The following is a 25,145-nucleotide window of genomic DNA, read 5'->3' on the forward strand; positions in this document are numbered from 1 at the left end:
CGGCATGGTCCGATGGCACGAGCTCTCCCGTCGGACCACCGCTTCGACCACACTCGATGGCCGTGCCGATCCGGACAGCTACTGCTTCTCAAGCGTCGGACTCCAGGACCCCGGGCGCGCGAGCGCCACCAGGTCCACGACTCCCACCATTTCACCGTCCCGCAGTCGGATCGTCCATGGTCAGATGGGCGACATCGGGGCGGGCGGATCACATGCGCGGCTCCGGACTCCCTATCACACTCCCTCTATCGTCACGACCCCCGCTATCGGAGCCGTCCCGCTATCGCCGACCGCGGGTGCGGTCCGATTTGGCGGTCGTACGATGGATTCGGGATCTTCTGCTGGGACGTGCGAACCGCTTCCCACGGCCGGCCCGGGTATTGGGGTGATTTCCCACCGCATTGCCCACGCCGGAATTGCCCGGCGACGACCCGCGGCAGGGCCGTCACCACGACATCACAACCGGCGGGCACAGGCCCGCCACCTCCGCCGTCAGTACCCTGCCGTCAGTCCGATCGGGTCGCCACCAGAGCAGCCCCGTCGGCGCCCAGGTTCATCCGTGGATCGTTCCCGCGCCGGGTCGGGCCGGTCTGTGACGTACGCCGGACAGGCTGGTGGGGCATCGTCCGAGCACTGATCCATCCTCCACACGACGACCACCCTACCGCCTTCGACAAACGTGATCGAAAGCGGCATTTCTCCGAACCTAATGGACGGACCACCGGGCGGGGATATCACCCGCCACGGTGACATCCGACACATGGGCCCCGAAGATGCATCACGGGAGGTCCGACAGTGGTCGCCGGCACGACGACGGAGGCACGTTCGGTGGCTACCGGGGGTGCCGACTACCCCAATCGGACACTCAACCGCACCAGTCGATCACCCGTACGAATGCCGGTTCAATCCACCCATCCATCCAGCGGATGGACTACCCCGGGTGGATGCCCGAGGGATTCACCCCACCGATCCGGGTGATCCCAACTCCGCGCACACCGGGAAGCGCGGATGGGGAAGAAACCGACGGCACGGACAGCGCCCCGGATGTCGCGGATTCCACGCACGATCCGGTGGCCCCGGGGGACCGGGCACCCTCGCCCGCACCGGGGCAGCAGACGGATCCCGACGACCAGGGCGCCGGTTCCTCGGCGCCGAGAGCGGCGAGCGCGGCGGCCACGATCTCGCGCCGCTCGGTGGCGGAGACCAGCGGGCGCATGCTCTGCGGCAGCCGGGCCGCCACGGTGCGCAGCGCCGCCGAGCAGAGCGGCTCCCCGCGGCCGGGCGCACCGGTCAGATCGGACCCGCCGAAGGCGACCCGCGCGTCACCGGGAACCGCCCCGGCGCCGTCGGCGTCCTCAGCCCGGGCCTGGGCGTGGGCGCGCTCGAACGCCATCCCGAGAATCCCCGCGCGCAGCGCGCCGACCGCGCAGTGCGCCCGCAGCAGCCGCAGGTCCGACGGCGCCGGACCGGCGAGCGCCCCGACCAGGGCCTGCTGCAGGGAGAGCATGTCGCTCTTGCCGATCTTGCGATGGATCACCGAGGGATCGTTCACGAAGGCGAGCAGGACGCCGCCGGGGCCGGCCATGATGTCCACCAGCCGCTCCAGCAGGACCCGGGCGCTCGGCGGCGGCGACTGCCGGACCAGTTCGACCAGCCGGCCCAGTTCGGAGACGAAGGGCTCCAACAGCGCGTCGAGGATCGTCTCCTTCGACGGAAAGTGGTAATAGAGTGCTGCCTTCGTCACGCCGAGTCGCTCGGAGATGTCCCTCACAGAAGTGCCGGCATACCCTTGCTCTCCGAAGAGGCTCACCGCGGCGGCAAGGATCCGCGACCTGGTATCGCTCGCTGACCCGGGTGACGTCGACTCGACCATGGCAGCCCTGCACCCCTCCGATCGAGTCCGCGACGAATGTTACCCTCAAGCTTACCTACTAAACGACCGGTAAGTTCCCAGGTAGCAAGCAACGGACCGCTGCCGATCAAGACGTCGCAGGTGACGACACCGACCGATCATCAACGCTCGAGGGGAAACCGTGGCTTCGCTCGCCCGATGGTGCTTCAGGCACCGCCGGCTCGTACTGCTCCTGTGGATCGCCGCGATTGCCGTCCTCGGAGGGGTCAGCCAGGCGGCCGGAAGCGACTACAAGGACGCCTTCTCCCTGCCCGGCACCGACTCGCAGAAGGCGATCGACCTGCTGCAGCGCGACTTCCCGGCGGCTTCGGGAGACAGCGCCACCATCGTGCTGCACAGCAAGAACGGCGTCGCCGTCACCGACCCGGCCCTGAAGGCGCCGGCGACGGAGATGCTCGACAAGCTGGCCAAGGTCCCGCACGTCTCGGACGTCGGCAGCCCCTACGGCCCGCGCGGGGCCTCGCAGATCAGCTCCGACGGGCACACCGCCTTCGCCACGATCGACTTCGACGAGCAGGGCATCGACCTGCCCAAGGACGACATCCAGCAGCTCGTCGACACCGCCCGCGGCTACGACTCCAGCACCCTGCAGGTCGAGGCCACCGGTCAGGTCGTGTCGATCACCGAGCAGCAGCAGCAGAGCTACAGCGAGTTCATCGGCATCGCCGCCGCGGCGATCATCCTGTTCATCGCCTTCGGCTCGCTGCTTGCCATGACGCTGCCGCTGATCACCGCTATCGTCGCGCTCGGCGTCGGCAGCCTGCTGATCATCCTGCTCTCGCACGTGCTCACCATCGCCGAGTTCAGCCCGATCCTGGCGACCCTGATCGGCCTCGGCGTCGGGATCGACTACGCGCTGTTCATCGTCAACCGGCACCGCATCGGCCTGCGGGCCGGCAAGTCTCCCGAGGAGGCCGCGGTCACCGCGGTGAACACCTCGGGCCGCGCCGTGCTGTTCGCCGGCATCACGGTCTGCATCGCGCTGCTCGGCATGTTCGCCCTCGGGGTGAGCTTCCTGTACGGCGTGGCGATCTCGGCGGCGGTGGCCGTCGCGATGACCATGGCGGCGGCCGTCACGCTGCTGCCCGCCCTGCTGGGCTTCTACGGCATGCGGGTGCTCAGCAAGCGCGATCGGCGCAAGCTCGCCGACAGCGGCCCGGAGCATGAGAACACCGGAGGCTTCTGGTGGCGCTGGGCCAAGGGCATCGAGCGCCGGCCCCAGTTGTTCGCCGTCATCAGCGCCGTGGTGATCCTCATCATCGCGATCCCGTTCTTCTCGCTGCGGCTCGGCTCCTCCGACCTCGGCAACGGCGACAGCTCGAAGACCACCAAGCGCGGGTACGACCTGCTCGCCGACGGGTTCGGCCCCGGCTTCAACGGCCCGTTCACGATCGTCGCGGAGATCAAGTCGCCGCAGGACACGGCCAACCTGAACGCCGTGGTGAAGGCGGCCCGCGCCACTCCGGGCGTCGCGTCGGTGTCGGAGCCGCGGCCGAGCCCGAACGGCCAGGCGGCGATCGTCTCCCTGTACCCGACGACCAGTCCCCAGGCCGAGGACACCTCGAAGCTGCTGAAGAAGCTGCGCGACGACGTGGTCCCACAGGCCAACCCGTCCCACACCGGGATCTACGTCGGCGGCATCACGGCCATCTTCGAGGACTTCTCCAGCACGCTGTCGAGCAAGCTGCCACTGTTCATCGGCGTCGTGGTCGTGCTCGCCTTCCTGCTGCTGGTGGCGGTCTTCCGCAGCCTGCTGGTGCCCTTGACCGCCTCCGTGATGAACCTGCTCGCGGTCGGCGCCGCCTTCGGCGTCGTCGTCGCGGTGTTCCAGTGGGGCTGGGGTTCGTCGCTGTTCAGCATCACCGGCGGCCCGGTCGAGGCGTTCATCCCGGTCATCCTGTTCGCGATCCTGTTCGGCCTGTCCATGGACTACGAGGTGTTCCTGGTCAGCCGGATGCACGAGGAGTGGACCGCGCGCCGGGACAACCGGCTCGCCGTCTCGCTCGGGCAGGCCGAGACCGGCCGGGTCATCTCCGCCGCCGGCGCCATCATGACCCTGGTGTTCGCCTCGTTCATCCTCGGCGACGAACGCGTGATCAAGCTGATGGGCCTCGGGCTCGCAAGCGCGATCGTGATCGACGCGTTCATCATCCGGACCGTGCTCGTGCCCTCGCTCATGCACGTCTTCGGCAAGGCGAACTGGTGGGTGCCGGCCTGGCTCGACCGGATCCTGCCGCGGATCTCCGTCGAGTCCGCCGAGGACATCGAGGAGCTGCAGCACACCCCGCTGCCCCCGGACGCGCTGACCTCCGCCGGCCAGCCGGTCGGCACCGGCGGTCACGTCCGCCAGGTCCCCGGCCAGCCGGGACGGGAGGAGGGCAGCCCCCGCGCGGGGGAACCCACCCACTGAGGCGACCCGCCAGGTCCGCCCGCGAACAGGGGGCGTCCCCACGCGGACCGCTGAACTGACGAACCGGGGCCCCGGCAGGCACGTGCCTGTCGGGGCCCCGGCGCGTGCGGTCAGCCCGTGGTGAAGCCGTCGGCGACCGTCAGCGCCTCGTCGAGGATCGCCAGCCCGGTGCGCGCGTCCGCCTCGGAGATGGTGCACGGCGGTACCACGTGCACCCGGTTGAAGTGGGTGAACGGCCACAGGCCGCGCTCGCGGCAGGCCGCGGCGACCGCACCCATCGGGGCCGCGGCCGGGCCGGCGGCGTTGAACGGCACGAGCGGTTCGCGGGTGGCGCCGTCGCGGACCAGCTCCAGTGCCCAGAACACACCGAGCCCGCGGACCTCGCCGACCGAGGGATGGTTGGCTGCCAGCTTCGCCAGCTCCGGCCCGATCACCTCGGTGCCGAGCCTCCGCACATGGTCGAGAATCCCCTCCGCCTCGAACGCCTCGATCGAGGCGACCGCGGCGGCGCAGCCCAGCAGGTGCCCGGAGTAGGTCAGCCCGCCCGGGTAGGGGCGCTCGGCGAAGGCGTCGGCGAGGTGCGGGGCGAGGATCACCCCGCCGAGCGGGACGTACCCGGAGTTCACGCCCTTGGCGAAGCAGATCAGATCCGGGACGACCCCCCAGTGGTCGACGGCGAACCACTCGCCGCACCGGCCGAAGCCGGACATCACCTCGTCGGCGATGAACACGATGCCGTGGGTGTCGCACAGCTCACGCACCCCGGCGAGGTACCCCGGCGGCGGTACCAGGATCCCGTTGGTGCCGACGACCGGCTCGACGATGATCGCCGCGATCGTCGCCGGGCCCTCCAGCGTGATCACCTCCGCGAGGTGGGCGAGCGCGCGGTCGGACTCCTGGGCGGCGTCGGCGGCGTGGAACGGCGAGCGGTACGGGTAGGGCCCGAAGAAGTGCACCACGCCGGGGATCCCCGGCTCGCTGGGCCAGCGCCGCGGCTCCCCGGTCAGGGTGATCGAGCCGCCGGTCGCCCCGTGGTAGGAGCGGTAGGCGGCGAGGATCTTGTGGCGGCCGGTGGCGAGCCGGGCGATACGCACCGCGTTCTCGGTGGCCTCGGCCCCGCCGCTCGTGAAGAAGACGCGGTCGAGGTCGCCCGGCGCGCGCTCGGCGATGAGGCGCGCGGCGCGGGAGCGCACCTCGTGGGCGTGGAACGGCGCGACGGTCGTCAGCGAGCGGGCCTGCGCGACGATCGCCTCGACCACCGCCGGGTGCTGGTGGCCGATGTTGGCGTTGACGAGCTGCGAGGAGAAGTCCAGGTAGCGCCGGCCGGACTCGTCCCAGAACCAGCTCCCCTCGGCGCCGGCGACGACCACCGGGTCGAGGCTGGCCTGGGCCGACCAGGAGTGGAACATGTGCCGACGATCGTCGAGGTACGCCTCGCTGCGGCCGGCGACGCCCGGGGTGCCGGGGGTGGCGGAGGTGGCGGGGGTGGCGGGGGTGGCGGGGGTGGTCGTCAAGGGATCGGGTCCTCTCCTCGTCGTCGGCGTCCCGCGGGTGGGACCGCCCGGTCCGGGCGGACGCGCCGCGCGCCACCGACCCACGGTCGGGCCGGCGGGCGCGCGGCGGCGCCACGGACCATCGGATCTCACCGGCGCCGGGAGCGGGGGCGCCGTCGGTGTGACGGCGGAGACGGGGGGACGGGTCAGCCGCCGCCCGGGTTCAGGGTGACGGTCAGCGGCTTGAAGCTCGACCCCGTGACGTCGACGCCGTCACCCTTGAGCGCCGACAGCGCCTGCTCGACGTACTGATTGGTGTAGGCGAGCCCCTCGGGGGCCTTGGTGAGGACGGTCTGGCCGTCGGCGTTCTTCGTCGCCCTGGCGATCTGGACGGTCCGGTCCCAGGCCGCCTTGTCGACCATGCCGATGCCCTCCGGCGACGGCCAGACCAGCTTGTTGACCTCGTTGGTCTGCCAGAGCTGGTGGCTGGCGCCGAGCTTGGAGCCGGCGGCGACGACCAGGTCACGGCACTCCTGGGCATGGTCGCGGCAGTAGATCCAGCCACGCAGCGAGCCGGTCAGGAACTTCGTCGCGGTCTGCTGGTACGCCCGGTCGTTCTGGAGCTTGTCGGTGGAGGCCCACACCGCGTCCTGGAGCATGGCGGTGCCGACGTCGTTCCAGTCGACGACGGTGAAGTCCGACGGCTTGTACAGCTCGCCGGTCTTCGGGTTCTTCGCCTCCAGCACCTGGGCGTACTCGTTGTAGCTCATCGCCTGGGCGGCGTCGATGTCGCCGGAGAGCAGCGCGTTCATGTCGAACTGCTGCTGGACGAGGGTGACGTCCTTGCCGGGGTCGAGACCGGCCTTGGTCATGCCGGCGAACAGCTCGTACTCGTTGCCGAAGCCCCAGTTGCCGACCTTCTTGCCCTTGAGGTCGGCCGGCCCGCTGATGCCGGCGTCGGCGAAGCTGACCTGCCGGGTGCCGGAACGCTGGAAGATCTGCGCGATGTCGGTGATCTGCGCGCCCTGCTCGCGGGAGGCCAGCGCCTTCGGCACCCAGGCGACGGCGAAGTCGGCCTGCCCCTGGGCCAGCACCGTCTGCGGCACGATGTCCGTGCCGCCCTCCAGCAGTTTGACGTCGAGACCGGCGTCGCGGTAGAAGCCCTTCTCCTTCGCGGCGATGTAGCCGGCGAACTGCGCCTGGGTGAACCACTGCAACTGCAGCTTCACCGGGGTGAGCTTCGCCCCGGTGCCGGTCGTCGACGCATCCGAGCCGCTGCTGCCCCCGTCCGAGCCGCAGGCGGCCAGGGCCAGCACCGCGGCCAACCCGGCCGCGAGCCCACCCAGCGTCCTTTTCCTTCTCATATCGCTCCCGTTACCCCTTGTGAATAAATGCCGGATTCCCGGTTGGTGGCATTACCGACCGGCGTGTCGGCGCCAGGGCATCGCCGCCCTCTCCACCGCCAGGACGACCAGGTAGAACAGCAGGCCCAGCAGGCAGGCCGCGACGACGAACGCCCACGCCCGGGGGTAGGCGCTGTTCGCCGCCGCCGAGGTGATCCGTGAACCGAGGCCGTTCTGCCGGCCGCCGAAGTACTCGGCGACGACGGCGGCGATGACCGCGAGCGACGAGGCCAGCCGCAGCCCGGTGAAGAAGAACGGCAGCGCCCCGGGCAGCGACACGGTCCGGGCGAACCGCCACGGCCCGACCGCGAGGCTGCGCATCAGCTCGCGGTGCACCGGGGCGACCTCGCGCAGCCCGCGGGCGGTGTTGACGAACACCGGGAAGAACACGACGACCGCGACCACCGCGCGCCGCGGCACCGACGACGTCGTCGAGAACATCGCGTTGAACAGCGGGGCCAGCACGATGATCGGGATCGCGTTCATCGCGGCGGCGACCGGGGCGAGCATCCCGTCGATCAGCCGGGAGCGCGCCGCCACGATCGCCGCGACCAGCCCCGCGACCGCGCCGAGGGCCAACCCCACCGCCGCGTTGACCCCGCTGACCCATGCCGCCGACCGGATCGGACCGACGTGCTCGCGAAACTGGTGGGCGATCGCCGATGGGCTCGGCAGCAGGTAGGGCTGCACGTCGCCCAGGTCGACGAACGCCTGCCAGGCGCCGAGGACGACGACCGCGACGACGAGCGGTGGCAGGATCGCCCGCCCGCGGGCCAGCACCCGGGCGGTCGGCCGAACCCCGCTCACGAAGCCCCGACTCCCGCCGGACCGACTCCCGCCGGACCTCCCCCCGCCGGACCGACTCCCGCCGGACCTCCCCCCGCCGGACCTCCCCCCGCCGGACCTGCCCCCGCCGGCGCGCCGCCGCCCGACGCAACGCGCAGCAGGGCGGACTCGCCGGCGCGCAGCGCCTCGCGCACGGCGGTGACCGCGGCGAAGAACTCGGGCTGCTCCCGCAGGTCGGTGCTGTCGACGCCGCGGCCCACGCCGGCCCGCGCCGCCAGCTCCACCGGGACCATCGCCGTGATCCGCCCCGGCCGCGCCGACATGACCGCCACCCGGTCGGAGAGGAACACCGCCTCGGGGATCGAGTGGGTGACGAGGATGACGGTGGTCCCGGTCTCCCGCCGGATGCGGGCGAGCTCCGCCTGCATGCGCTCGCGGGTCATCTCGTCGAGGGCGCCGAACGGCTCGTCGAGCAGCAGCAGCCGGGGCCGCTCGGCGAGGGCGCGGGCGATGGCCACCCGCTGCTGCATGCCGCCGGAGAGCTGGCCGGGCCAGTGGCCGGCGAAGTCCGCGAGCCCGACCAGGTCGAGCAGCTCCCGGGCGCGGGCCCGGCGTTCGGCCTTGCGCATCCCGTGGACCTGCAGCGGCAGTTCGACGTTGCCGAGCACGGTGCGCCAGCCGAACAGGCCGGCCTGCTGGAAGGCGATGCCGTAGTCCTGGTCGAGGCGGGCCTGGCGGGCCGGCCGGCCGCCGACGAGGATCTCCCCGCGGGTCGGCGGGATCAGGTCGGCGACCAGCCGCAGCAGCGTCGACTTCCCGCAGCCGGATGGCCCGATCAGCGAGACGAACTCGCCGCGGGCGACCGTCAGGTCGATGTCCGTCAGTGCCACGGCGGGCGCCGCCCCGGCGACGTCGAACGCCTTCGTCACCCCGCGCACCACCACCGCCGCCTCCTCCTCCGCCGCCGCCACCGCCTCCACTACCGCCTCCGCCGTCATGCCGCTCGTCCTCGCTTCCGTGCGCCGCCCGCGCGGCCCGTCAGGCATGACGGCCCCACCGGCGGCCGACCGCCGCTTCCAACAGCGCCACCGCGGCGGCCATGACCAGCCCGATGGCCGCGGCGCCGAGCACCGCGTCGTACAGCCGGGTCGCGTCGCTGCTCGCCGACATGGAGTAGTCGATGATCAGTCGCCCGACGCCGCCGCGGGTGCCGGTGGAGATCTCGGCGACGACCGTGCCGATCACCGCCGAGGCCGCCGCGAGCCGCAGCGCCGGCATCAGGTACGGCACCGACGCCGGCAGCCGCAGCCGGATCAGCGTCTGCCACCATGACGCCGCGTAGCTGCGCATCAGCTCCACCGACTCCGCCGCCGGCGCCTGCAGCCCGCGCAGCATCCCGACGGCGACCGGGAAGAACGCCAGGTACGCGGCGATCAGCGCCACCGACATCCAGCGCTGCCAGGCCAGACCGCCCAGGTGCAGCCGGCCGCCCCAGCCGGCGACCAGCGGGGCGAGCGCGACCAGCGGGATGGTCTGGCTGGCGATCACGTACGGCAGCAGCCCGCGCTCCAGCACCCGCAGGCGGGCCATCGCGACGGCGAGCAGCACGCCGACCCCGACCCCGACCCCGAAGCCGGCGAGCGCCACCCGCAGCGAGAACCACATCCCGCGCAGCACCGACTCCCCGACGGTGCGGTCGTCGCGCAGGCTGAGCTCGGGCCGGCCCAGCTCCGCCAGCACCGACCAGACGTGCGGCATGGCCGCGTCCGTGGTCCGCGGCAGCACCGGCGCGCCCCACAGCCGGGTGCCCTGCGGCGACCCGACCGCCTTGTAGCCCTCCCACACGGCGCACAGCAGCACGAGCGCGACGAGCGCGAGGACACCCCGGCGCAGTCGGTCCCGCGCCGCCACGCCCGCGGCCTGCCGCCGCGGCGGCAGGCCGAGCGGGTCGGGGCCCGCGGGGTCGCCGGTGGGCGTGGCCCCGGTGGCGGGACCGGCCACGGTCGCCGCCGCGGCCGTCGACAGGGCGGCGTCGGTCATCCGCCGGCCGCCGGAGTCGGGTCCGCTGGCGGCCCTGCAGGAGACACCGCGGGCGGCGTCGCCGACGGCGCCCCGGTCGCCGGGGCGACCGGGGCGGGGGGCTGGGTGCCGGCGGAGGTGGCGCGCACCGTGCCGGCGACGGCGGGGATCACCGTCTCGCCGTACGCCTCGAGGGTCGCGAGCTTGGCGTCGTGCTGCAGGTAGACGGCGAACTGGTCGACGCCGAGCTCGGCGAGCTGCGCCAGCCGCTCGATGTGGGCCTCCGGCGGGCCGAGCAGGCAGAACCGGTCGACGATCTCGTCGGGGACGAACGTGGTGTGGGCGTTGCCGGCCCGACCGTGCTCGTTGTAGTCGTAGCCCGTGCGGCCGGCGATGTAGCTGGTCAGCGCGGTCGGCACGGAGCCGTCCGCGCCATAGCGGGCGACGAGGTCGGCGACGTGGTTGCCGACCATCCCGCCGAACCAGCGGCACTGGTCGCGCTGGTGGGCCAGCGACAGCGGGTCCGCGGCGCCGATGTAGGCGGGCGCCGCGACGCAGAACTTCACCGCCGCCGGGTCCCGCCCGGCCCGCTCGGCGGCGCGGCGCACCGCCCGGATGGTCCAGGCAGCGATGTCCGGGTCGGCGAGCTGGAGGATGAACCCGTCGCCGATCTCCCCGGTCAGCGCCAGCGCCTTCGGCCCGTAGGCGGCGATCCAGACGTCGAGCCGGCTCGCCGCGCCCCACGGGAAGCGCACGGTGCTGCCGTCGACCTGCGCGCTGCGCCCGTTCGCGAGCTCGCGCACGACCTCGATGCACTCCCGCAGGGTGGCCAGGGACGTGGGCTTGCCGTTGAGGACCCGCACCGCCGAGTCGCCCCGGCCGATCCCGCAGATCGTCCGGTTGCCGAACATCTCGTTGAGGGTGGCGAACAGCGACGCCGTGACCGTCCAGTCGCGGGTCGCCGGGTTGGTCACCATCGGCCCGACCAGCACCTTGCGGGTCGCGGCGAGGATCTGGCTGTAGATGACGAACGGCTCCTCCCACAGCAGGTGGGAGTCGAAGGTCCAGACGTGGCTGAAGCCCAGGTTCTCCGCCTGCCGGGCAAGGTCGATCACCCGGGAGGCGGGCGGGTTCGTCTGCAGCACCACTCCGACGTCCACCGCGTCACCGCGTCCGGGGGAAGCCGAGGTCGACCGAGCTCGTCGCCGGGTCGGGCCAGCGGGAGGTGACGACCTTGGTCCGGGTGTAGAAGCGGATCCCGTCCGGGCCGTACATGTGCAGGTCGCCGAACAGCGAACCCTTCCAGCCGCCGAAGCTGTAGTAGGCGACCGGCACCGGGATCGGCACGTTGACGCCGACCATCCCCGCCTGCACCTCGGCGGTGAACCGCCGGGCGGCCCCGCCGTCGCGGGTGAAGATCGCCGCGCCGTTGCCGTACGGGTTGTCCTCGATCAGCCGCAGTGCCTCGTCGTAGGTGGCGACCCGCACGACGGCGAGCACCGGCCCGAAGATCTCGTCGGTGTAGACGGCACTGGTCGGCCGCACGTGGTCGACGAGGCTCGCGCCGAGGAAGAAGCCGGGGCCGCTGGTGGCGGGGTCGGTGCGGCCGTCGACGACGACGCTCGCCCCCTGGGCGGTGGCGGTGTCGAGGTAGGCGGCGACCCGGTCCCGGTGCGCCGCGGTGATCAGCGGCCCCATCTCGCTGGCCGCGTCATACCCGGGTCCCACCCGGATGCCGCGCACCCGCGCGGCGATCGCCTCGACCAGCGGGTCGGCGGCCTCCCCGACCGCCACGACCACCGACACCGCCATGCAGCGCTCGCCGGCCGAGCCGTAGGCGGCGGAGACCGCGGCGTCCGCCGCCGCGGCGATCTCCGCGTCGGGCAGGACGACCATGTGGTTCTTCGCCCCGCCGAGGGCCTGCACCCGCTTGCCGGCGGCGGTGGCGCGTTCGTAGACGTAGCGGGCGATCGGGGTCGAGCCGACGAAACTCACCGCGGCGACGTCGGGATGGTCGAGCAGCGCGTCGACGGCGACCTTGTCGCCCTGCACCACGTTGAGCACGCCGTCGGGCAGCCCGGCGCGCCCCAGCAGCTCGGCGAGGAACAGCGCCGGGGACGGGTCGCGCTCGCTGGGCTTGAGCACGAACGCGTTGCCGCAGACCAGCGCGTTCGCGAGCATCCACAGCGGCACCATCGCCGGGAAGTTGAACGGGGTGATGCCGGCGACGACGCCGAGCGGCTGGCGCACCTCGTGGACGTCGACGCCGGCGGAGACCTCCTCCGAGTAGCCGCCGCGCAGCAGGTGCGGGGCGCCGCAGGCGAACTCGACGTTCTCCAGGCCGCGGGCGATCTCGCCGAGCGCGTCGTCGAGGGTCTTGCCATGCTCGGCGGTCAGCAGCCGGGCGACCTCCTTGCGGCCGGCGTCGAGCAGGTCGCGGAAGCGGAACATCACCTCGGCCCGGCGGCCGAGCGGCGTCGCCCGCCAGCCCGGGGCCGCCGCGCGGGCGACGCCGACCGCGGCGCGCACCTCCTGCGCCGAGGCGAGCGCGACGCGGGCCTGCTGCTCGCCGGTCGCCGGGTTCCACACTGGCGCGTAGCGACCGGCGGCGTCCGCCGCCTCGGCCCCGCCGATGAGATGACCGATCGTCCGCATCGCCGCACCTCCTCTTCCGTGTCAACGCAGGTCAGCGCAGGTCAGCGCAGGTACTGGGACAGGCCGCGGGGCACGTAGCGGCCGTGGCCGGCACGGCCGCTGAACTGCCCGCCGGAGACGACGACGGACCCGCGGGAGAGCACCGTGTCGACCTTCCCGGCGATCTCGAAGCCCTCCCAGGCCGAGTGGTCGAGGTTCATGTGGTGGGTGGCGGCGCTGATCGTCGTCGTCGCGTTCGGGTCGTAGACGACGATGTCCGCGTCCGAGCCGGGGGCGATGACGCCCTTGCGCGGGTAAAGGCCGAACATCCGCGCCGGGGTGGTCGCGCAGGTCTCGACCCAGCGCTGCAGTGAGATCTTCCCGGTGACGACGCCCTGGTAGATCAGGTCGATGCGGTGCTCGACGGTCCCGATCCCGTTCGGGATCTTCGAGAAGTCGCCGCGGCCGAGCTCCTTCTGCTCCTTGAGGCAGAACGGGCAGTGGTCGGTGGAGACGACGGCGAGGTCGTCGGTGCGCAGCCCCCGCCAGAGGTCGTCGGCGTGCGGGGCGGTGTTCGTGCGCAGCGGCGGGGAGGCGACGTACTTGGCGCCCTCGAAGCCGGGGGCGCCCAGGTGCTCCTCCAGGCTCAGGTACAGGTACTGCGGGCAGGTCTCGGCGAACACGTTGCGCCCGGCGGCCCGGGCGGCGCTGACCACCCCGAGGGCCTCGGAGGCGGACAGGTGCACGAAGTACAGCGGGGGGTTGCCGGCGACCTGGGCGAGCACGGACGCCCGGTGGGTGGCCTCGCCCTCCAGCGCCGACGGTCTGGTCAGGCCGTGGTGGATCGGGTCGGTGTCGCCGCGGGCCAGCGCCTGCGCGACGAGGACGTCGATGGCCAGGCCGTTCTCCGCGTGCATCATGATCGTGGCGCCGGAGTCGGCGGCGCGCTGCATCGCCCGCAGGATCTGGCCGTCGTCGCTGAAGAACACGCCGGGGTAGGCCATGAACAGCTTGAAGCTGGTGACGCCCTCGTGGGCGACGAGGGAGTCCATCGCCTTGAGCGCGGCCTCGTCGACCCCACCCATGATCATGTGGAAGCCGTAGTCGATCGCGCACTGCCCCTCGGCCTTGGCGTGCCAGGCGGCCAGGCCCTCCTCGACGACCTCGCCGGTGCGCTGCACGGCGAAGTCGACGATCGTGGTCGTGCCGCCCCAGGCCGCGGCGGCCGAGCCGGTGGCGAACGTGTCGGAGGCCGCGGTGCCGCCGAAGGGCAGCTCCATGTGGGTGTGCACGTCGACCCCGCCCGGGATGACGTACTTGCCGGTGGCGTCGATGACCCGGTCGGCGTCGACCGCCGGGCGGCCCGCGCCGCTCGCCGCCGGCCCGCCGCCGGCCGCACCCCGGGCGGACGCACCGAGCGCGGCCGGCGGGGCGAGCAGGGCGGCCACCGTCTCGCCGTCGACGAGCACGTCCGTCGGGGCCGCGCCGAGCGGTCCGACCAGCGTCCCACCCGTGATGAGCGTTCTCATGCGTCAGATCCCTCCTTGCGGCGGGGNGGGGNCAGGGGGCGGTGAGGTCGCCGTAGGCGTCCGGCCGGCGGTCCCGGTAGAAGGCCCAGCGGTTGCGCACCTCGGCCAGCAGGTCCAGGTCGAGGTCGCGGACCATCAGCTCGGGCTCGTGCGCGTCGCCGGTGCCGTCGACGAACGCGCCCTCGGGGTCGACGAAATAGGACGTGCCGTAGAAGTCGTCCTCGCCGAGGTCCTCGATCCCGACCCGGTTGATGGCGCCGATGAAGTACTCGTTGGCGACCGCCGCGGCCGGCTGCTCCAGTTTCCACAGATAGTTCGACAGGCCACGCGACGTCGCCGATGGGTTGAACACGATCTCGGCGCCGTTGAGGCCGAGCGCCCGCCAGCCCTCGGGGAAGTGCCGGTCGTAGCAGATGTAGACGCCGACCCGCCCGATCGCGGTGTCGAAGACCGGGAATCCCAGGTTTCCTGGCCGGAAGTAGAACTTCTCCCAGAACCCGGTCACGTGTGGAATGTGGGTCTTGCGGTACTTGCCGAGATAGCGGCCGTCGGCGTCGAGGACGGCCGCGGTGTTGTACAGCACGCCGGGCTGCTCCTGCTCGTACATCGGCAGCACCATGACCAGGCCGAGCTCCGCGGCCAACGCCTGGAAACGCTCGGTCGTCGGCCCGGGAATCGACTCGGCGTAGGCGTAGTAGGCGGGGTCCTGCACCTGGCAGAAGTACGGGCCGTAGAACAGCTCCTGGAAACAGATCGCCTTCGCCCCGGCGGCGGCGGCGGAGCGGGCGTACTCCTCGTGCGCCTTGATCATCGTTTCCTTGTCGCCGGTCCAGCGGGCCTGGACGAGAGCGGCTCGAATCACCCTGGACATGCCTGCACCACCCCTGTCGCCGGCCGGCCGGGCCGCTGCGTGTTCGCCCGACGGTCTGCCGTAGAAATTTGTCGTGTCAGATCCGCCGTGCACCGGTTCGGCGCACCGCCGCGGGCCGGTCCGGCGCCATTCGCCTTACCCCGCCGCCGGTCCGCGCACGCCGGAGGATCGGTTTTGCTTGACCGCAGACTACTGTCACACTTCAACCCGGACAATTGTCCTGTTGTTACCATTTGTTACAGGCAGGGGACGAACGCCATGCTCGAACTGATCGCCGCCGCGGTGGACGACCGCTCCGCGCGGGGCATCGCCGGGGCGGTGAGCCGGCTGGTCTCCGCGGGGAGCCTGCCCGGCGGGGCCCGGCTGCCCACCGTGCGGGAACTGGCTGCGATCCTCGGGACGAGCCCGACCACGGTGAGCCAGGCCTGGCGCACGCTGGCGCGCGCCGGGGTCATCGTGCCGCGCGGGCGGGCCGGGACCTTCGTGCTGGAGAGCGCCGCGCCCACCGTCGGCGGGGCGCGGCGCTACCGGCGGGTGACCCGCAGTCCCGGCCGGATCGGGCGGGACTACTCCACCGGAACGCCCGACCCGGCGCTGCTGCCCGACCTCGCCCCCGCGCTGGCCCGGATCGCCCGCGGCAACCTGACCACCAGCTACCTCGACGACCCCGTGCTGCCCGAACTGGAGAAGGCACTACGGGCCCGCTGGCCGTTCTCTCCCGAGGCGATCACGGTGGTCGACGGGGCCATGGACGCCCTCGACCGGGTGACCGGCTCGCTCGTCGGCTACGGCAGCCGGGTGCTGGTGGAGAACCCCTGCTTCCCGCCGCTGCTCGACCTGCTGGAACTGGTCGGAGCGGAGGTCGTCGCGCTTCCGTCGGACGCCGCCGGGGTGCGTCCCGACGCGGTGCGCGAGGCCCTGACCACCCGCCCGGTCGCGCTGTACCTGCAACCGCGGGCGCAGAACCCGACCGGGGTGAGCATGACCGAGCACCGCGCCCGCGAACTCGCCGAGCTGCTCGCCGGCACCGGGGTGACCGTGATCGAGGACGACCACGCCGGCGACGTGGCCCTCGCGGCGCCGGTGAGCCTCGGCCGCCACCTGCCGGCATCCTGCGTGCACATCCGCAGCTTCTCCAAGAGCCACGGCCCGGACCTGCGCCTGGCCGCCGTCGGCGGGGTCGCCGCCACCGTCGAGGCGGTGGCCACCCGCCGCCTGCTCGGCCCGGGGTGGTCGAGCCGGCTGCTGCAGGCCGTCCTCGCCGAGCTGTTGGCGGACCCGGCGACCGAGCGGACGCTCGCCGCCGCCCGCGCCCGCTACACCGCGCGCCGGGAACGGATGCTCGCCGCGCTCGCCGCGCGCGGGGTTCACGCGGTCGGCGCGGACGGCATCAACCTGTGGGTCGACGTCGCCGACGAACAGGTCGCCCTGGTCGCGCTCGCCGCCCGCGGCATCGGGGCCGCGCCCGGCACACCGTTCGAGGCGGCCCCGCTGGACGGCGACCACCTGCGCGTCACCGTCGGGCTCATCGCCGACGAGCTCATCGAGGCGACCGCCGACGCGCTCGCCGACGCCGCCCAGGGCTGAGCCCTCGCCGATCTGGTCTACTCGACGCCGCCGCGGATGAGCCGGGCGGTCTCCCGGGCGATCCGGCTCAGCGACTCCTGCGGCAGCTCGGCCTCGGCGGTGGACGCGCTGACCTGCGATCCCGGGCGCAGGCCGAGGTAGGAGGCCGCGGCGAGGGCGGCGCCGATCGCCGGCGCCACGATGAACAACCACAACTGCCCGAGCGCCCAGCCCCCAACGAAGACGGCCGGACCCAGCGAGCGGGCCGGGTTCACCGAGGTGCCGTCGAGCGGGATACTGATCAGGTTGCACAGGACGAGGACCAGCCCGATCGCGAGTCCCGCGAAGCCGAACGGGGCCCGGACGTCGGTCGCGCCGAGCACCGTGAACACCAGCAGCGCGGTGAGCAGGATCTCGACGAGGAAGACGCCGCCGAGACCGTAGCCGCCCGGCGAGTGCACGCCGTAGCCGTTGGCGCCGAGCCCCTGCAGGCCGGGCGAGTACCCGAACGGCCCCGCGTCGGCGAGCAGCCAGACCGTGCCCGCGGCGACGATCGCGCCCACGCACTGCGCCGCCACGTAGCCGAGCGCGTGCCTCGGCTCGATCTTCCGGCACAGCAGCAGCCCGAGGGTCACCGCCGGGTTCACGTGGCAGCCGGAGATCGGCCCGATCACGTACACCAACACGAGCAGCGCAAGCCCGAACGCCAGCGCGACCCCGAGCACGCCCACGGCGTCGCGGGCCAGCACGGCCGTCCCCACCCCGCCGAGGACCAGCACGAACGTTCCGAGACCTTCGACCAGATACCTGCGCACACGGCACCCCCTCCGCCGCCGGGACCGCCCCGGCCGCGGCCGGAGGACACGTCCACCTAGTTACTCCAAGCGCATGAATCGTTTCACAGGGTCCTCAACCCCGCCAGATGATCATGTGTGAGCCATCGGTGGCCGGGCCGGATGTGCCGCGATGGGCCCGCCGCGCGCCCATACTCGCGCCATGGGCATGGCCACGGCACCGGCGGCGCCCGGCGACGACAGCTTCAGGGATGACGGCGGCAACGGCGGCGGTGGGCTCGAACCGGGCGCCGCGCTCGCCGGGGAGGCGGCGCGCTACGCGCGGCTCGGCTGGATGCGGGCGACCTCCGGCAACCTCTCGGTGGTCGTCGGGACGGATCCCGTGCGGATCCTCGTCACCGCGAGCGGCCTGGACAAGGGTGCCCTCGCCGCGACCGACGTCGTCGAGCTGGACGGCGCCGGGGTACCGACGGGACGGCTGCCGACCAGCGGGGCGCCGACCAGCGGGGTGCCGACCGAGCTGGCGCAGCCGCCGGGTGCGGGCAGGTCGCGAGCGGCGGGCGGCCCGCTGCGGCGGCCGTCGGCGGAGGCCGTCCTGCATGCCCGGCTGATCGCGCTGACCGGGGCCGGTGCGGTCGTCCACCTGCACACGGTCGCCTCGGTGCTGGCCGCCGACCGGTTCCCGGCCGGGCTGACCCTGCGCGACCACGAGATGCTCAAGGCGCTCGGCCGCGCCGCCGACGGCGATCCGGTCCGGCTGCCGGTCGTCGCGAACAGCCAGGACATGACCGTGCTCGCCGGGCGGGTGAGCGCGGCGTGGGACCCGGCGACGCCCGCGGTCCTCGTCGCCCGGCACGGGATGTACGTCTGGGGCACCGACCTGGTCGCCGCCCGGCACCGGGCCGAAGCGGTGGAGTGGCTGTGCGAGTGGGCCGTGCGCAGCGCGGAGCGGACGGTCGGGTGACGCCGAGACCATCCGGCGGAGCGGACGGTCAGGTGACCGTGGGGAGCGGGCCGCCGGGCCTCGCGCCGTCCTCGGTGACGAGGAGGCTGACCAGGTGGGCGGGGGTGACGTCGAACGCGGGATTGAAGCCGCGGACGCCCGGCGGCGCGATCGGGTGGCCGGCCAGCGTGAGTACCTCCGCGCCGTCGCGCTCCTCGATCGGGATGTCCGTCCCCGACGGGGTGTCCGGGTCGATCGTCGAGCGCGACGCGGCGACGACGAACGGGATGTCCGCGTAGGCGCAGGCGAGCGCGATCCCGACCGTGCCGACCTTGTTCGCGACGTCCCCGTTGGCGGCGATCCGGTCCGCGCCGACCAGCGCGACGTCGACGAGGCCGCGCAGGATCGCGCCCGCGGCGGCGCCGTCGGCCTGGATCCGGCAGTCGATGCCGGCCCGGGCGAGCTCCCAGGCGGTCAACCGGCTGCCCTGCAGCAGCGGCCGCGTCTCGTCGACGTGGACGACCTCGACGGCGCCGCGGGCGTGCAGCTCGCGGATGACGCCGAGCGCGGTCCCCCATCCGGCGGTGGCGAGCGAGCCGGTGTTGCAGTGCGTCAACACCCGCAGGGGGCGCCGGGTCGTGCGGGCGAGCACGCCGTCGGCGCCGTGCCGACCGATCGCCCGGTTGGCGGCCTCGTCCTCGGCGGCCAGCCGCTCGGCCACCGCCAGCACCGCCGGCAGGCCGTCGGGGATGCGCCGGGCGGCCGCGTCGACGCCGGCGGCGAGCGCCAGCGCGGTCGGCCGGGCGGCCCGCAAACGGCGCAGCGCCGCGTCGAGCCGCCCGGGTGCCCAGCCGTCACGCTCGGCGTTACGCAGCGCGAGCACGACGCCGAACGCCCCGGCGACCCCGAGCGCGGGTGCCCCGCGCACGGCCAGCCGGCGGATCGCGGCGACCAGCTCGTCCGGGTCGTCCACCTCCAGGTGGACCAGCGTCTCGGGCAACGCGGTCTGGTCGAGCAGGCGCAGCGAGGTGCCCGTCCAGACCAGCGGCCGCGGCTCGGGGTCGCCGGCATCTACCATGATCGGACCGTAACCGATGACCGTGGGTCGCGCCCGGCGAAACGACCGGGATACACCCGGTCGGCGGCACCGGACACCGGCCTTGACCCGCATCCCGGCCCGGCGGAACATTGACGGGCGATGACCTATCTCACGACGTGGACGGCCGATACCCGGCCGCGCCTTCTCGAAGAAACCGCCGATCCCGCGCGGATCGCGGCGGTATTGACCGGAATATCCGTGCGTTTCGAGCGGTGGCCGTTGGCCCCCGGGCTGCCGGCCGGCGCCGGAACCGAGGAAATCCTCGCCGCCTACCGCTCGCGGATTGACACGCTGACCGCCGCCGAGGGATTCGTCCTCGTCGACGTCGCCGCCCTGCACCCGACCGCGGCGGCCGACTGGCGCGAGGTGGCGGCCGCCGCGCGGGAGCGTTTTCTCGCCGAGCACACCCACGACGACGACGAGATCCGGTTCTTCGCCGCCGGCAGCGGCGTGTTCTACCTACACGTCGACGATCGGGTGCAGGCGGTGCGCTGCGAGGCCGGCGATCTGATCAGCGTGCCGAAGGGCACGACCCACTGGTTCGACATGGGCGTCGATCCGGATTTCGCCGCCGTCCGGTTCTTCCGCGCCGAGGACGGCTGGGTCGGCGCGTTCACCGGCAGCGACATCGCCACCCGGATTCCTGATTTCGACGCCCTCGCCCGGCGGGCCGCGAGCGCCGCCCAGCCGGCGGCGGAAGCGCCGGCCACCGGAGCGCCGGCCACCGAAGGGCCGGCCGCAGCCTCGTGAACCCGCCGCGCCTGAGCGCCGGGCTCGCCCTGCTCGACATCGAGGGGACGACCAGTCCCACCGCCGCCGTGCTGGGCACCCTGTTTCCGTATGCCCGGGCGCGGCTGGGGCCGTGGGTCCGCGAGCACGGTGATGATCCCGAGGTGCGCCGGATCGTCACCGAGGCACGGTCGCTGCTCGGTGAGGCCGACGCGCCGGTGGAGCGGGTCGTCGCCGCGCTCGCCCGGTGGAGCGACGATGACCGCAAGGTGGCGCCGTTGAAGGCGCTGCAGGGGCTGATCTGGGCAGCGGGTTTCGCGGCCGGGGAGCTCGACGGTGAGCTGTTCGACGATGTCGCCCCCGCGTTGCGGCGCTGGCACGCGGCGGGGGTCCGGCTGGCGGTGTTTTCGTCGGGTTCGGCCCGCGCCCAGCGGGCCTGGTTCGCCGCGACCCCGGCGGGCGATCTGACCAGCCTGTTCGACGGATACTTCGACATCGACAGCGCCGGGCCCAAACGCGATCCGGCCGCCTACCGCCGGATCGCCGCCGAGCTCGCCGTGACGCCGCCGCGCGCGGTGTTCCTGTCCGACGTGTCCGCCGAACTCGACGCCGCGGGGGCCGCCGGGTTCGCCACCGTCGCTGTCCTGCGGCCCGACGAGCCGCACCACGTCGCCGGCACTCATCACTGCGTCGCGTCGTTTGCCGAGTTGGCCATCGACCCAGCCTGACTCGCCGCCGACCCCGACTCGCCGCGGGCGCAGAGCGGGCCGAGCCCACGGATCGGGCCGAGCCCACGGATCGGTCAGCCGTGGCTCTCCCGGGTGTTGACGGACAGCGCACCGAGATCGGCCGGCCAGTCGGCGAGCTCGGGACCGGGCGCGGGGTCGGGAGGACAGCGCACCGCGCTACGCCCAGCCGTCCCACGCGCCAGGGTCTGGACGGGAATCTGCTCGCCGTGCTCCAGGTAGCCGGCCCGGTGCGGGGTGCGCCGCAGGCGGGCGGCCGCGGCGACCCGGCGGGCGTGCAACGGCGGGAGCAGCCGGTCGACCTCGTCCACCGGCACGAAGGCGAAGTTGACGAGCTCATCCATGTCGAGCCGGATGCGCTCGCGCCAGGCGGCGGGCAGCAGGCCGCCGTCGAAGACGAACAGCAGCATCTCCCCCTCCAGCCAGCCGTCCTTGGGACGCGGGGCCCAGTCGACCGCGAGGAGCTCGCCGATCGGCGGGGNGATGCCGAGTTCCTCCTCCACCTCACGCACGCAGGCGGAGTACGGAGATTCTCCGGGCTCGACAAAACCGCCCGGAATGTCCCACCCGGGCTTGTAGGACGGCTCGACGAGCATGACTCGGCCGTCGTCGTCGAAGAACAGGGCGCCGGCGGCTACATAGGGCCGCGCCATCGGCGGGATCTCGCCACTGGAGGCCGATCGGGTCACGGTGGGCACTCCACCGTCCACCACATAGTCTGCCGCCCCCTCCGGCGAGCGCTGTTCGCGTCCGACGAAATGCGCTCCGTTATAAGATCCGCTTCCGTCCGTCATACTGGAACTCTCACGATCTTCATTCATGTCCGTCCCCATCTGGCGCAGGACTGACGATCAGGCCGGCAGCCACGAAGCGGACCGCCTGCGCAGCCGCATCACCGATACCCGACCACGAAATGGCCGGCCTCGCCAGCGATTCGCGGCGACCTCGGGGAAGACCACGCGCCGGAAGCATGAACTTCCAGGCGAGCATAATCCACGAGATCCCGCGTTCATTTCGTTGACATCTGCGGCGACCCGAGCATCCGGGACGAGCTGTTGTGCCAACTAAGGCGGGCAGTGTCGACGATACGGAAGGATGCCACCTTCCGACCGGACCGCGATGAACGGCGCAGTCCGCCCAGGATCCTCACACCCCACCCGAAAACGAAGATTACGGATCCGCAAAAGCGGAGCATTCTGCTAAAAATAAACGCATCTACGTGTGCCAGAACGCATCTTGATCCGTAGATGCGGATGCACGCACGAAGCTGCACAGCAGGGACATCCGGGACCGTCCCGGCCGACCGTCGACATCGCCCCCGGTCGCAGACCGATGCGGCCGCAACCGTTCGGCCACCGTAGAGACCCCGCACGCCTCCAGGTCGACCACCGTGAGTAACGGGCAGCCCCGTCGCTGGGCACCGGCCGCCGGAGCGGTGTGATTCCTGTCATCCCGACCGATCAGTCGCCATTTCCCCTTTTTCGGTCGGGTTAGTGAAGGTTGCTCGGGAACGAGTCACTTTTCCGGCGAACGCGCAGGATCCGTCCGCCCGAGCAACCGCGGAGCCGGAAAGCGGCCCGAAAAGCCACCGTGACGGTTCATCCGCACACCATTGGTGACTGCCTGACGCGCAGGGTGGACGGGCGACCCCACCTCGCCCGGCGGAGTGGTCGGCTGGTGGCGGACCGGCGACGCCCGCGGCGGGGCGTGACCGTCGTTCGGGCAGGTGGCGGGCGCGGCGGGCCCACCCGGCGGCCGCGATGCCCCGGCCCGCCCCGTCCGTCACGGTTCTCTTGCCAACGCCGTTAGGTTGCCCTAACTTAGCTGAGGTTAACCGCAGGTGACGGGCCGCACATCCGCAAGGCCGGGAAGTCGCGGGCGAACAGAGACGGAGGCAGGGTTTGCTTCCCACGTTTGTGATCGGCCTTCGGGAGGGCCTTGAGGCGTCGCTGATCGTCGGCATCGTCGCGGCCTTCCTCCGGCAGCGGGACCGCCGGGACGCCCTGCGCCAGGTGTGGCTCGGCGTCTCGCTCGCGGTGCTGCTCTGCCTGGGCATCGGCATCGCGCTGCACGTCCTGGACCGCGAGCTGCCCCAGCGCAAGCAGGAGGGGCTCGAAACGGTCATCGGACTCATCGCGGTGGCCATGGTGACCTACATGGTGGTCTGGATGCGGCGTCACTCCCGCGACCTGCGGGGGTCGCTGGAGTCGGCCACGGCGTCGGCGCTGGAGACCGGCTCGACCCGGGCGCTGGTGTTCATGGCCTTCCTGGCCGTGCTGCGCGAGGGATTCGAGACGGCCGTGTTCCTCATCGCGGCGTTCAACGCGAGCAGCTCGCCGGGCACCGCCGGCGGGGGCGCGCTGCTCGGCGTGCTGGTGTCCGTGGCGGTCGGCTTCGGCATCTACCGCGGCGGCGTGCACGTCAACCTGGCGCGTTTCTTCCGCGTGACGGGCCTCGTCCTCGTGCTGATCGCGGCCGGCCTGCTGGCGACCGCGGCGCATACCGCGCACGAGGCGGGCTGGCTCAACATCGGCCAGCAGCGGACGTTCGACCTGTCGTGGCTGGTCCGCCCGGGTACGCCGCTGGCGAGCGTGCTGACCGGAGTGCTGGGGTTGCAGCCCCGACCCGTGGTCGCCGAGGTCATCGCCTGGCTCGTGTACCTGGTGCCGCTGACCGCGTACGTCGCCTGGCCGGCCCGTCGCCGCCCGCCCGCCGCCCCTCGGCCCACGACCACCGCGGAGCGGGACGCCACGGGCGCGCCGGCCACCGACCCGGCGCCCGCGGCCCAGTGACCGCCCCCGGGCCGCCGGTCAGGTCCCTGCCGTCACATGGGACCAGTCGCCATGCATATCCATTTCACTGATCCGGAAGAGAGAAGAGTGGGGGCACACGTGCGCCGCGCACCTGTCGCGTATAGCGCCATCGCCGTTGTGATCGCGACGGGCGCCGTCGCCTGCGGGGGAAGTGACTCGGGCAGTTCCGGGGGCTCGGGCGCCGCCGCCGGGGCGAAACAGACGGTCAACGTCACGATCACCTCGAAGGCGTGTACGCCGGACGTGTCGACGATTCCGTCGGGCCCGACCATATTCAAGGTGGTCAACAAGGGCGCGGATGCCGTCACCGAGGCCGAGCTGGTCGACGGCGACACCATCATCGGCGAGAAGGAGAACATCACCCCCGGCCTGTCCGGGACGTTCTCGCTGAATGTGAAGGCCGGCAAGTACCAGCTCTACTGCCCCGGCGCGGACACGGAGAAGGTCGACTTCACCGTCACCCAGGCCGCCGGCTCGGCCCCCGCCGCGACCCACAGCGCCGAGGTCACCACGGCGCTGACCACCGCGACCACCGGCTACGCCACCTACGTCCGCCAGCAGGTCGCGGACCTGGTCACCTCGACCGGTGCGCTCGTGACCGCGGTGAAGGCCGGCGACCTCGACCGGGCGGCCACGCTCTACGCCGCGCCGCGGCTGGCCTACGAGCGGATCGAGCCGGTCGCCGAATCGTTCGGGGACCTCGACCCCGCGATCGACGCGCGCATCGACGACGCCCCCGACGCCGCGAGCTGGACCGGCTTCCACCGACTGGAGAAGGCGATCTTCGCCGACCGTTCGCTGGCGGGCACCGGGCCGATCGCCGACAAGCTCAACACCGACGTCGGCAAGCTCAACACGCTCGTGGCGAAGACGACCTTCCAGCCGGCGCAGATCGCCAACGGCGCCACCACGCTGCTCGACGAGGTCGGCAAGACGAAGATCACCGGCGAGGAGGAGCGGTACAGCAAGCTCGACCTCGTCGACATCCAGGGCAACGTCGAGGGTGCGAACAAGGCGTTCACGCTGCTGGAGCCGGCGCTGAAGTCGCTCGACCCGAAGCTCGCCAGCACCGTGCGCACCCGCTTCACCGCGATGGACAAGGCGCTGGCCCCGTACAAGGAGGGCACCGGCTACGTCAGCTACGACAAGGTGACGCAGGACCAGCGCCGCGGACTGTCCCAGGCGGTCGACGCGCTGGCCGAGCCGCTGTCCCAGGTCGCCGGCGTCGTCGTCAGCTAGGCCGCGCCCCGGCGAGAGCCGGGCCGCAGAACAGGCAGGGCGGTGCGCGGGCGGCCGTGCACCGCGAACGACCAGGTCAGAGGGGTCGGGGGGCGGGCGGAAGCCTGACCCCTCGGCCCGTGGGAGAACCCCCTGACCCACGGGAGAAGGGGTATCGAC

Annotated in this window: 19 protein-coding genes and 2 pseudogenes; 7 read left to right on the plus strand and 14 right to left on the minus strand. The window is 72.6% G+C overall.

Annotated features, from left to right (window positions below):
• Positions 1-931: 931 nt before the first annotated feature.
• Complete coding sequence (locus FF36_RS23910; RefSeq protein ID WP_044887412.1) at positions 932-1,873, minus strand: TetR/AcrR family transcriptional regulator; 942 nt, start codon at positions 1,871-1,873, stop codon at positions 932-934.
• 160 nt (positions 1,874-2,033) lie between these two features.
• Here FF36_RS23910 and FF36_RS23915 point away from each other — a divergent pair, with 160 nt between their 5' ends.
• Positions 2,034-4,322: an MMPL family transporter gene (locus FF36_RS23915; protein WP_044887413.1), complete on the plus strand. Its 2,289-nt coding sequence runs from the start codon at positions 2,034-2,036 to the stop codon at positions 4,320-4,322.
• A 110-nt stretch (positions 4,323-4,432) separates the two neighbouring features.
• Here the strand turns inward: FF36_RS23915 and FF36_RS23920 are convergent, their stop codons facing one another.
• The 9 genes and pseudogenes from FF36_RS23920 to FF36_RS33260 all read right to left on the minus strand — a co-directional run.
• The gene (locus FF36_RS23920; RefSeq protein ID WP_082122182.1) at positions 4,433-5,836 is read right to left on the minus strand and encodes an aspartate aminotransferase family protein; all 1,404 of its coding nucleotides are present in this window, start codon (positions 5,834-5,836) and stop codon (positions 4,433-4,435) included.
• A 185-nt stretch (positions 5,837-6,021) separates the two neighbouring features.
• A complete protein-coding gene (locus tag FF36_RS23925; RefSeq protein WP_044887414.1) occupies positions 6,022-7,179 on the minus strand; it encodes an ABC transporter substrate-binding protein in 1,158 nt (385 codons plus the stop codon).
• A 51-nt stretch (positions 7,180-7,230) separates the two neighbouring features.
• Positions 7,231-8,025, minus strand: a complete 795-nt coding sequence (locus tag FF36_RS23930) for an ABC transporter permease (RefSeq protein ID WP_044887415.1) — start codon at positions 8,023-8,025, stop codon at positions 7,231-7,233.
• Positions 8,022-9,002, minus strand: coding sequence for an ABC transporter ATP-binding protein (locus FF36_RS23935; RefSeq protein ID WP_242422793.1), 981 nt, complete (start codon positions 9,000-9,002; stop codon positions 8,022-8,024). The genes FF36_RS23930 and FF36_RS23935 overlap by 4 nt, the downstream gene beginning before the upstream one ends.
• A 40-nt stretch (positions 9,003-9,042) precedes the next feature.
• A complete protein-coding gene (locus FF36_RS23940) occupies positions 9,043-10,044 on the minus strand; it encodes an ABC transporter permease (RefSeq protein WP_082122183.1) in 1,002 nt (333 codons plus the stop codon).
• Positions 10,041-11,183, minus strand: coding sequence for a TIGR03842 family LLM class F420-dependent oxidoreductase (locus tag FF36_RS23945; RefSeq protein WP_044887416.1), 1,143 nt, complete (start codon positions 11,181-11,183; stop codon positions 10,041-10,043). Before FF36_RS23945 ends, FF36_RS23940 begins: the two co-directional genes overlap by 4 nt.
• Before the next feature lie 4 nt (positions 11,184-11,187).
• Positions 11,188-12,678, minus strand: coding sequence for a CoA-acylating methylmalonate-semialdehyde dehydrogenase (locus FF36_RS23950; protein WP_044887417.1), 1,491 nt, complete (start codon positions 12,676-12,678; stop codon positions 11,188-11,190).
• Positions 12,679-12,719: 41 nt separating this feature from the next.
• Positions 12,720-14,186, minus strand: a complete 1,467-nt coding sequence (gene hydA, locus FF36_RS23955; RefSeq protein WP_044887418.1) for a dihydropyrimidinase — start codon at positions 14,184-14,186, stop codon at positions 12,720-12,722.
• A 32-nt stretch (positions 14,187-14,218) separates the two neighbouring features.
• Positions 14,219-15,057 (minus strand): annotated as a pseudogene (locus FF36_RS33260) (nitrilase-related carbon-nitrogen hydrolase); the annotation flags it as partial.
• A 258-nt stretch (positions 15,058-15,315) separates the two neighbouring features.
• Here FF36_RS33260 and FF36_RS23960 point away from each other — a divergent pair.
• Complete coding sequence (locus tag FF36_RS23960; RefSeq protein WP_044887419.1) at positions 15,316-16,644, plus strand: aminotransferase-like domain-containing protein; 1,329 nt, start codon at positions 15,316-15,318, stop codon at positions 16,642-16,644.
• 17 nt (positions 16,645-16,661) lie between these two features.
• Here FF36_RS23960 and FF36_RS23965 read toward each other — a convergent pair whose 3' ends face one another.
• Positions 16,662-17,438: an aquaporin gene (locus tag FF36_RS23965; protein ID WP_044887420.1), complete on the minus strand. Its 777-nt coding sequence runs from the start codon at positions 17,436-17,438 to the stop codon at positions 16,662-16,664.
• Between the two features lie 151 nt (positions 17,439-17,589).
• Here FF36_RS23965 and FF36_RS23970 point away from each other — a divergent pair, with 151 nt between their 5' ends.
• Positions 17,590-18,381: a class II aldolase/adducin family protein gene (locus FF36_RS23970; protein WP_236706536.1), complete on the plus strand. Its 792-nt coding sequence runs from the start codon at positions 17,590-17,592 to the stop codon at positions 18,379-18,381.
• A 28-nt stretch (positions 18,382-18,409) separates the two neighbouring features.
• Here FF36_RS23970 and mtnA read toward each other — a convergent pair whose 3' ends face one another.
• Positions 18,410-19,438, minus strand: coding sequence for an S-methyl-5-thioribose-1-phosphate isomerase (gene mtnA, locus FF36_RS23975; protein ID WP_044887436.1), 1,029 nt, complete (start codon positions 19,436-19,438; stop codon positions 18,410-18,412).
• A 120-nt stretch (positions 19,439-19,558) separates the two neighbouring features.
• Between mtnA and FF36_RS23980 the strand changes: the two genes are divergently transcribed.
• Positions 19,559-20,209: a 1,2-dihydroxy-3-keto-5-methylthiopentene dioxygenase gene (locus FF36_RS23980; protein WP_044887421.1), complete on the plus strand. Its 651-nt coding sequence runs from the start codon at positions 19,559-19,561 to the stop codon at positions 20,207-20,209.
• Positions 20,206-20,916 (plus strand): acireductone synthase, encoded by a 711-nt coding sequence (mtnC, locus tag FF36_RS23985; protein ID WP_044887422.1) that lies wholly within the window; start codon positions 20,206-20,208, stop codon positions 20,914-20,916. The genes FF36_RS23980 and mtnC overlap by 4 nt, the downstream gene beginning before the upstream one ends.
• Positions 20,917-20,990: 74 nt before the next feature.
• Here the strand turns inward: mtnC and FF36_RS23990 are convergent.
• Positions 20,991-21,415, minus strand: a 425-nt coding sequence (locus tag FF36_RS23990) for an NUDIX hydrolase (RefSeq protein ID WP_242422794.1), incomplete at its 5' end; no start/stop codon positions are given.
• A gap of 1 nt (position 21,416) precedes the next feature.
• Positions 21,417-21,767: pseudogene (locus FF36_RS38870) on the minus strand (NUDIX domain-containing protein); the annotation flags it as partial.
• Between the two features lie 1,068 nt (positions 21,768-22,835).
• Between FF36_RS38870 and efeU the strand changes: the two are divergent.
• Both efeU and efeO read left to right on the plus strand, forming a co-directional pair.
• The gene (gene efeU, locus FF36_RS23995) at positions 22,836-23,726 is read left to right on the plus strand and encodes an iron uptake transporter permease EfeU (protein WP_044887423.1); all 891 of its coding nucleotides are present in this window, start codon (positions 22,836-22,838) and stop codon (positions 23,724-23,726) included.
• 99 nt (positions 23,727-23,825) lie between these two features.
• Positions 23,826-24,986 (plus strand): iron uptake system protein EfeO, encoded by a 1,161-nt coding sequence (gene efeO / locus FF36_RS24000; RefSeq protein ID WP_044887424.1) that lies wholly within the window; start codon positions 23,826-23,828, stop codon positions 24,984-24,986.
• The last annotated feature ends 159 nt before the right edge of the window (positions 24,987-25,145 follow it).

Source organism: Frankia torreyi (assembly GCF_000948395.1).
Classification (GTDB): Bacteria; Actinomycetota; Actinomycetes; order Frankiales; family Frankiaceae; genus Frankia; species Frankia torreyi.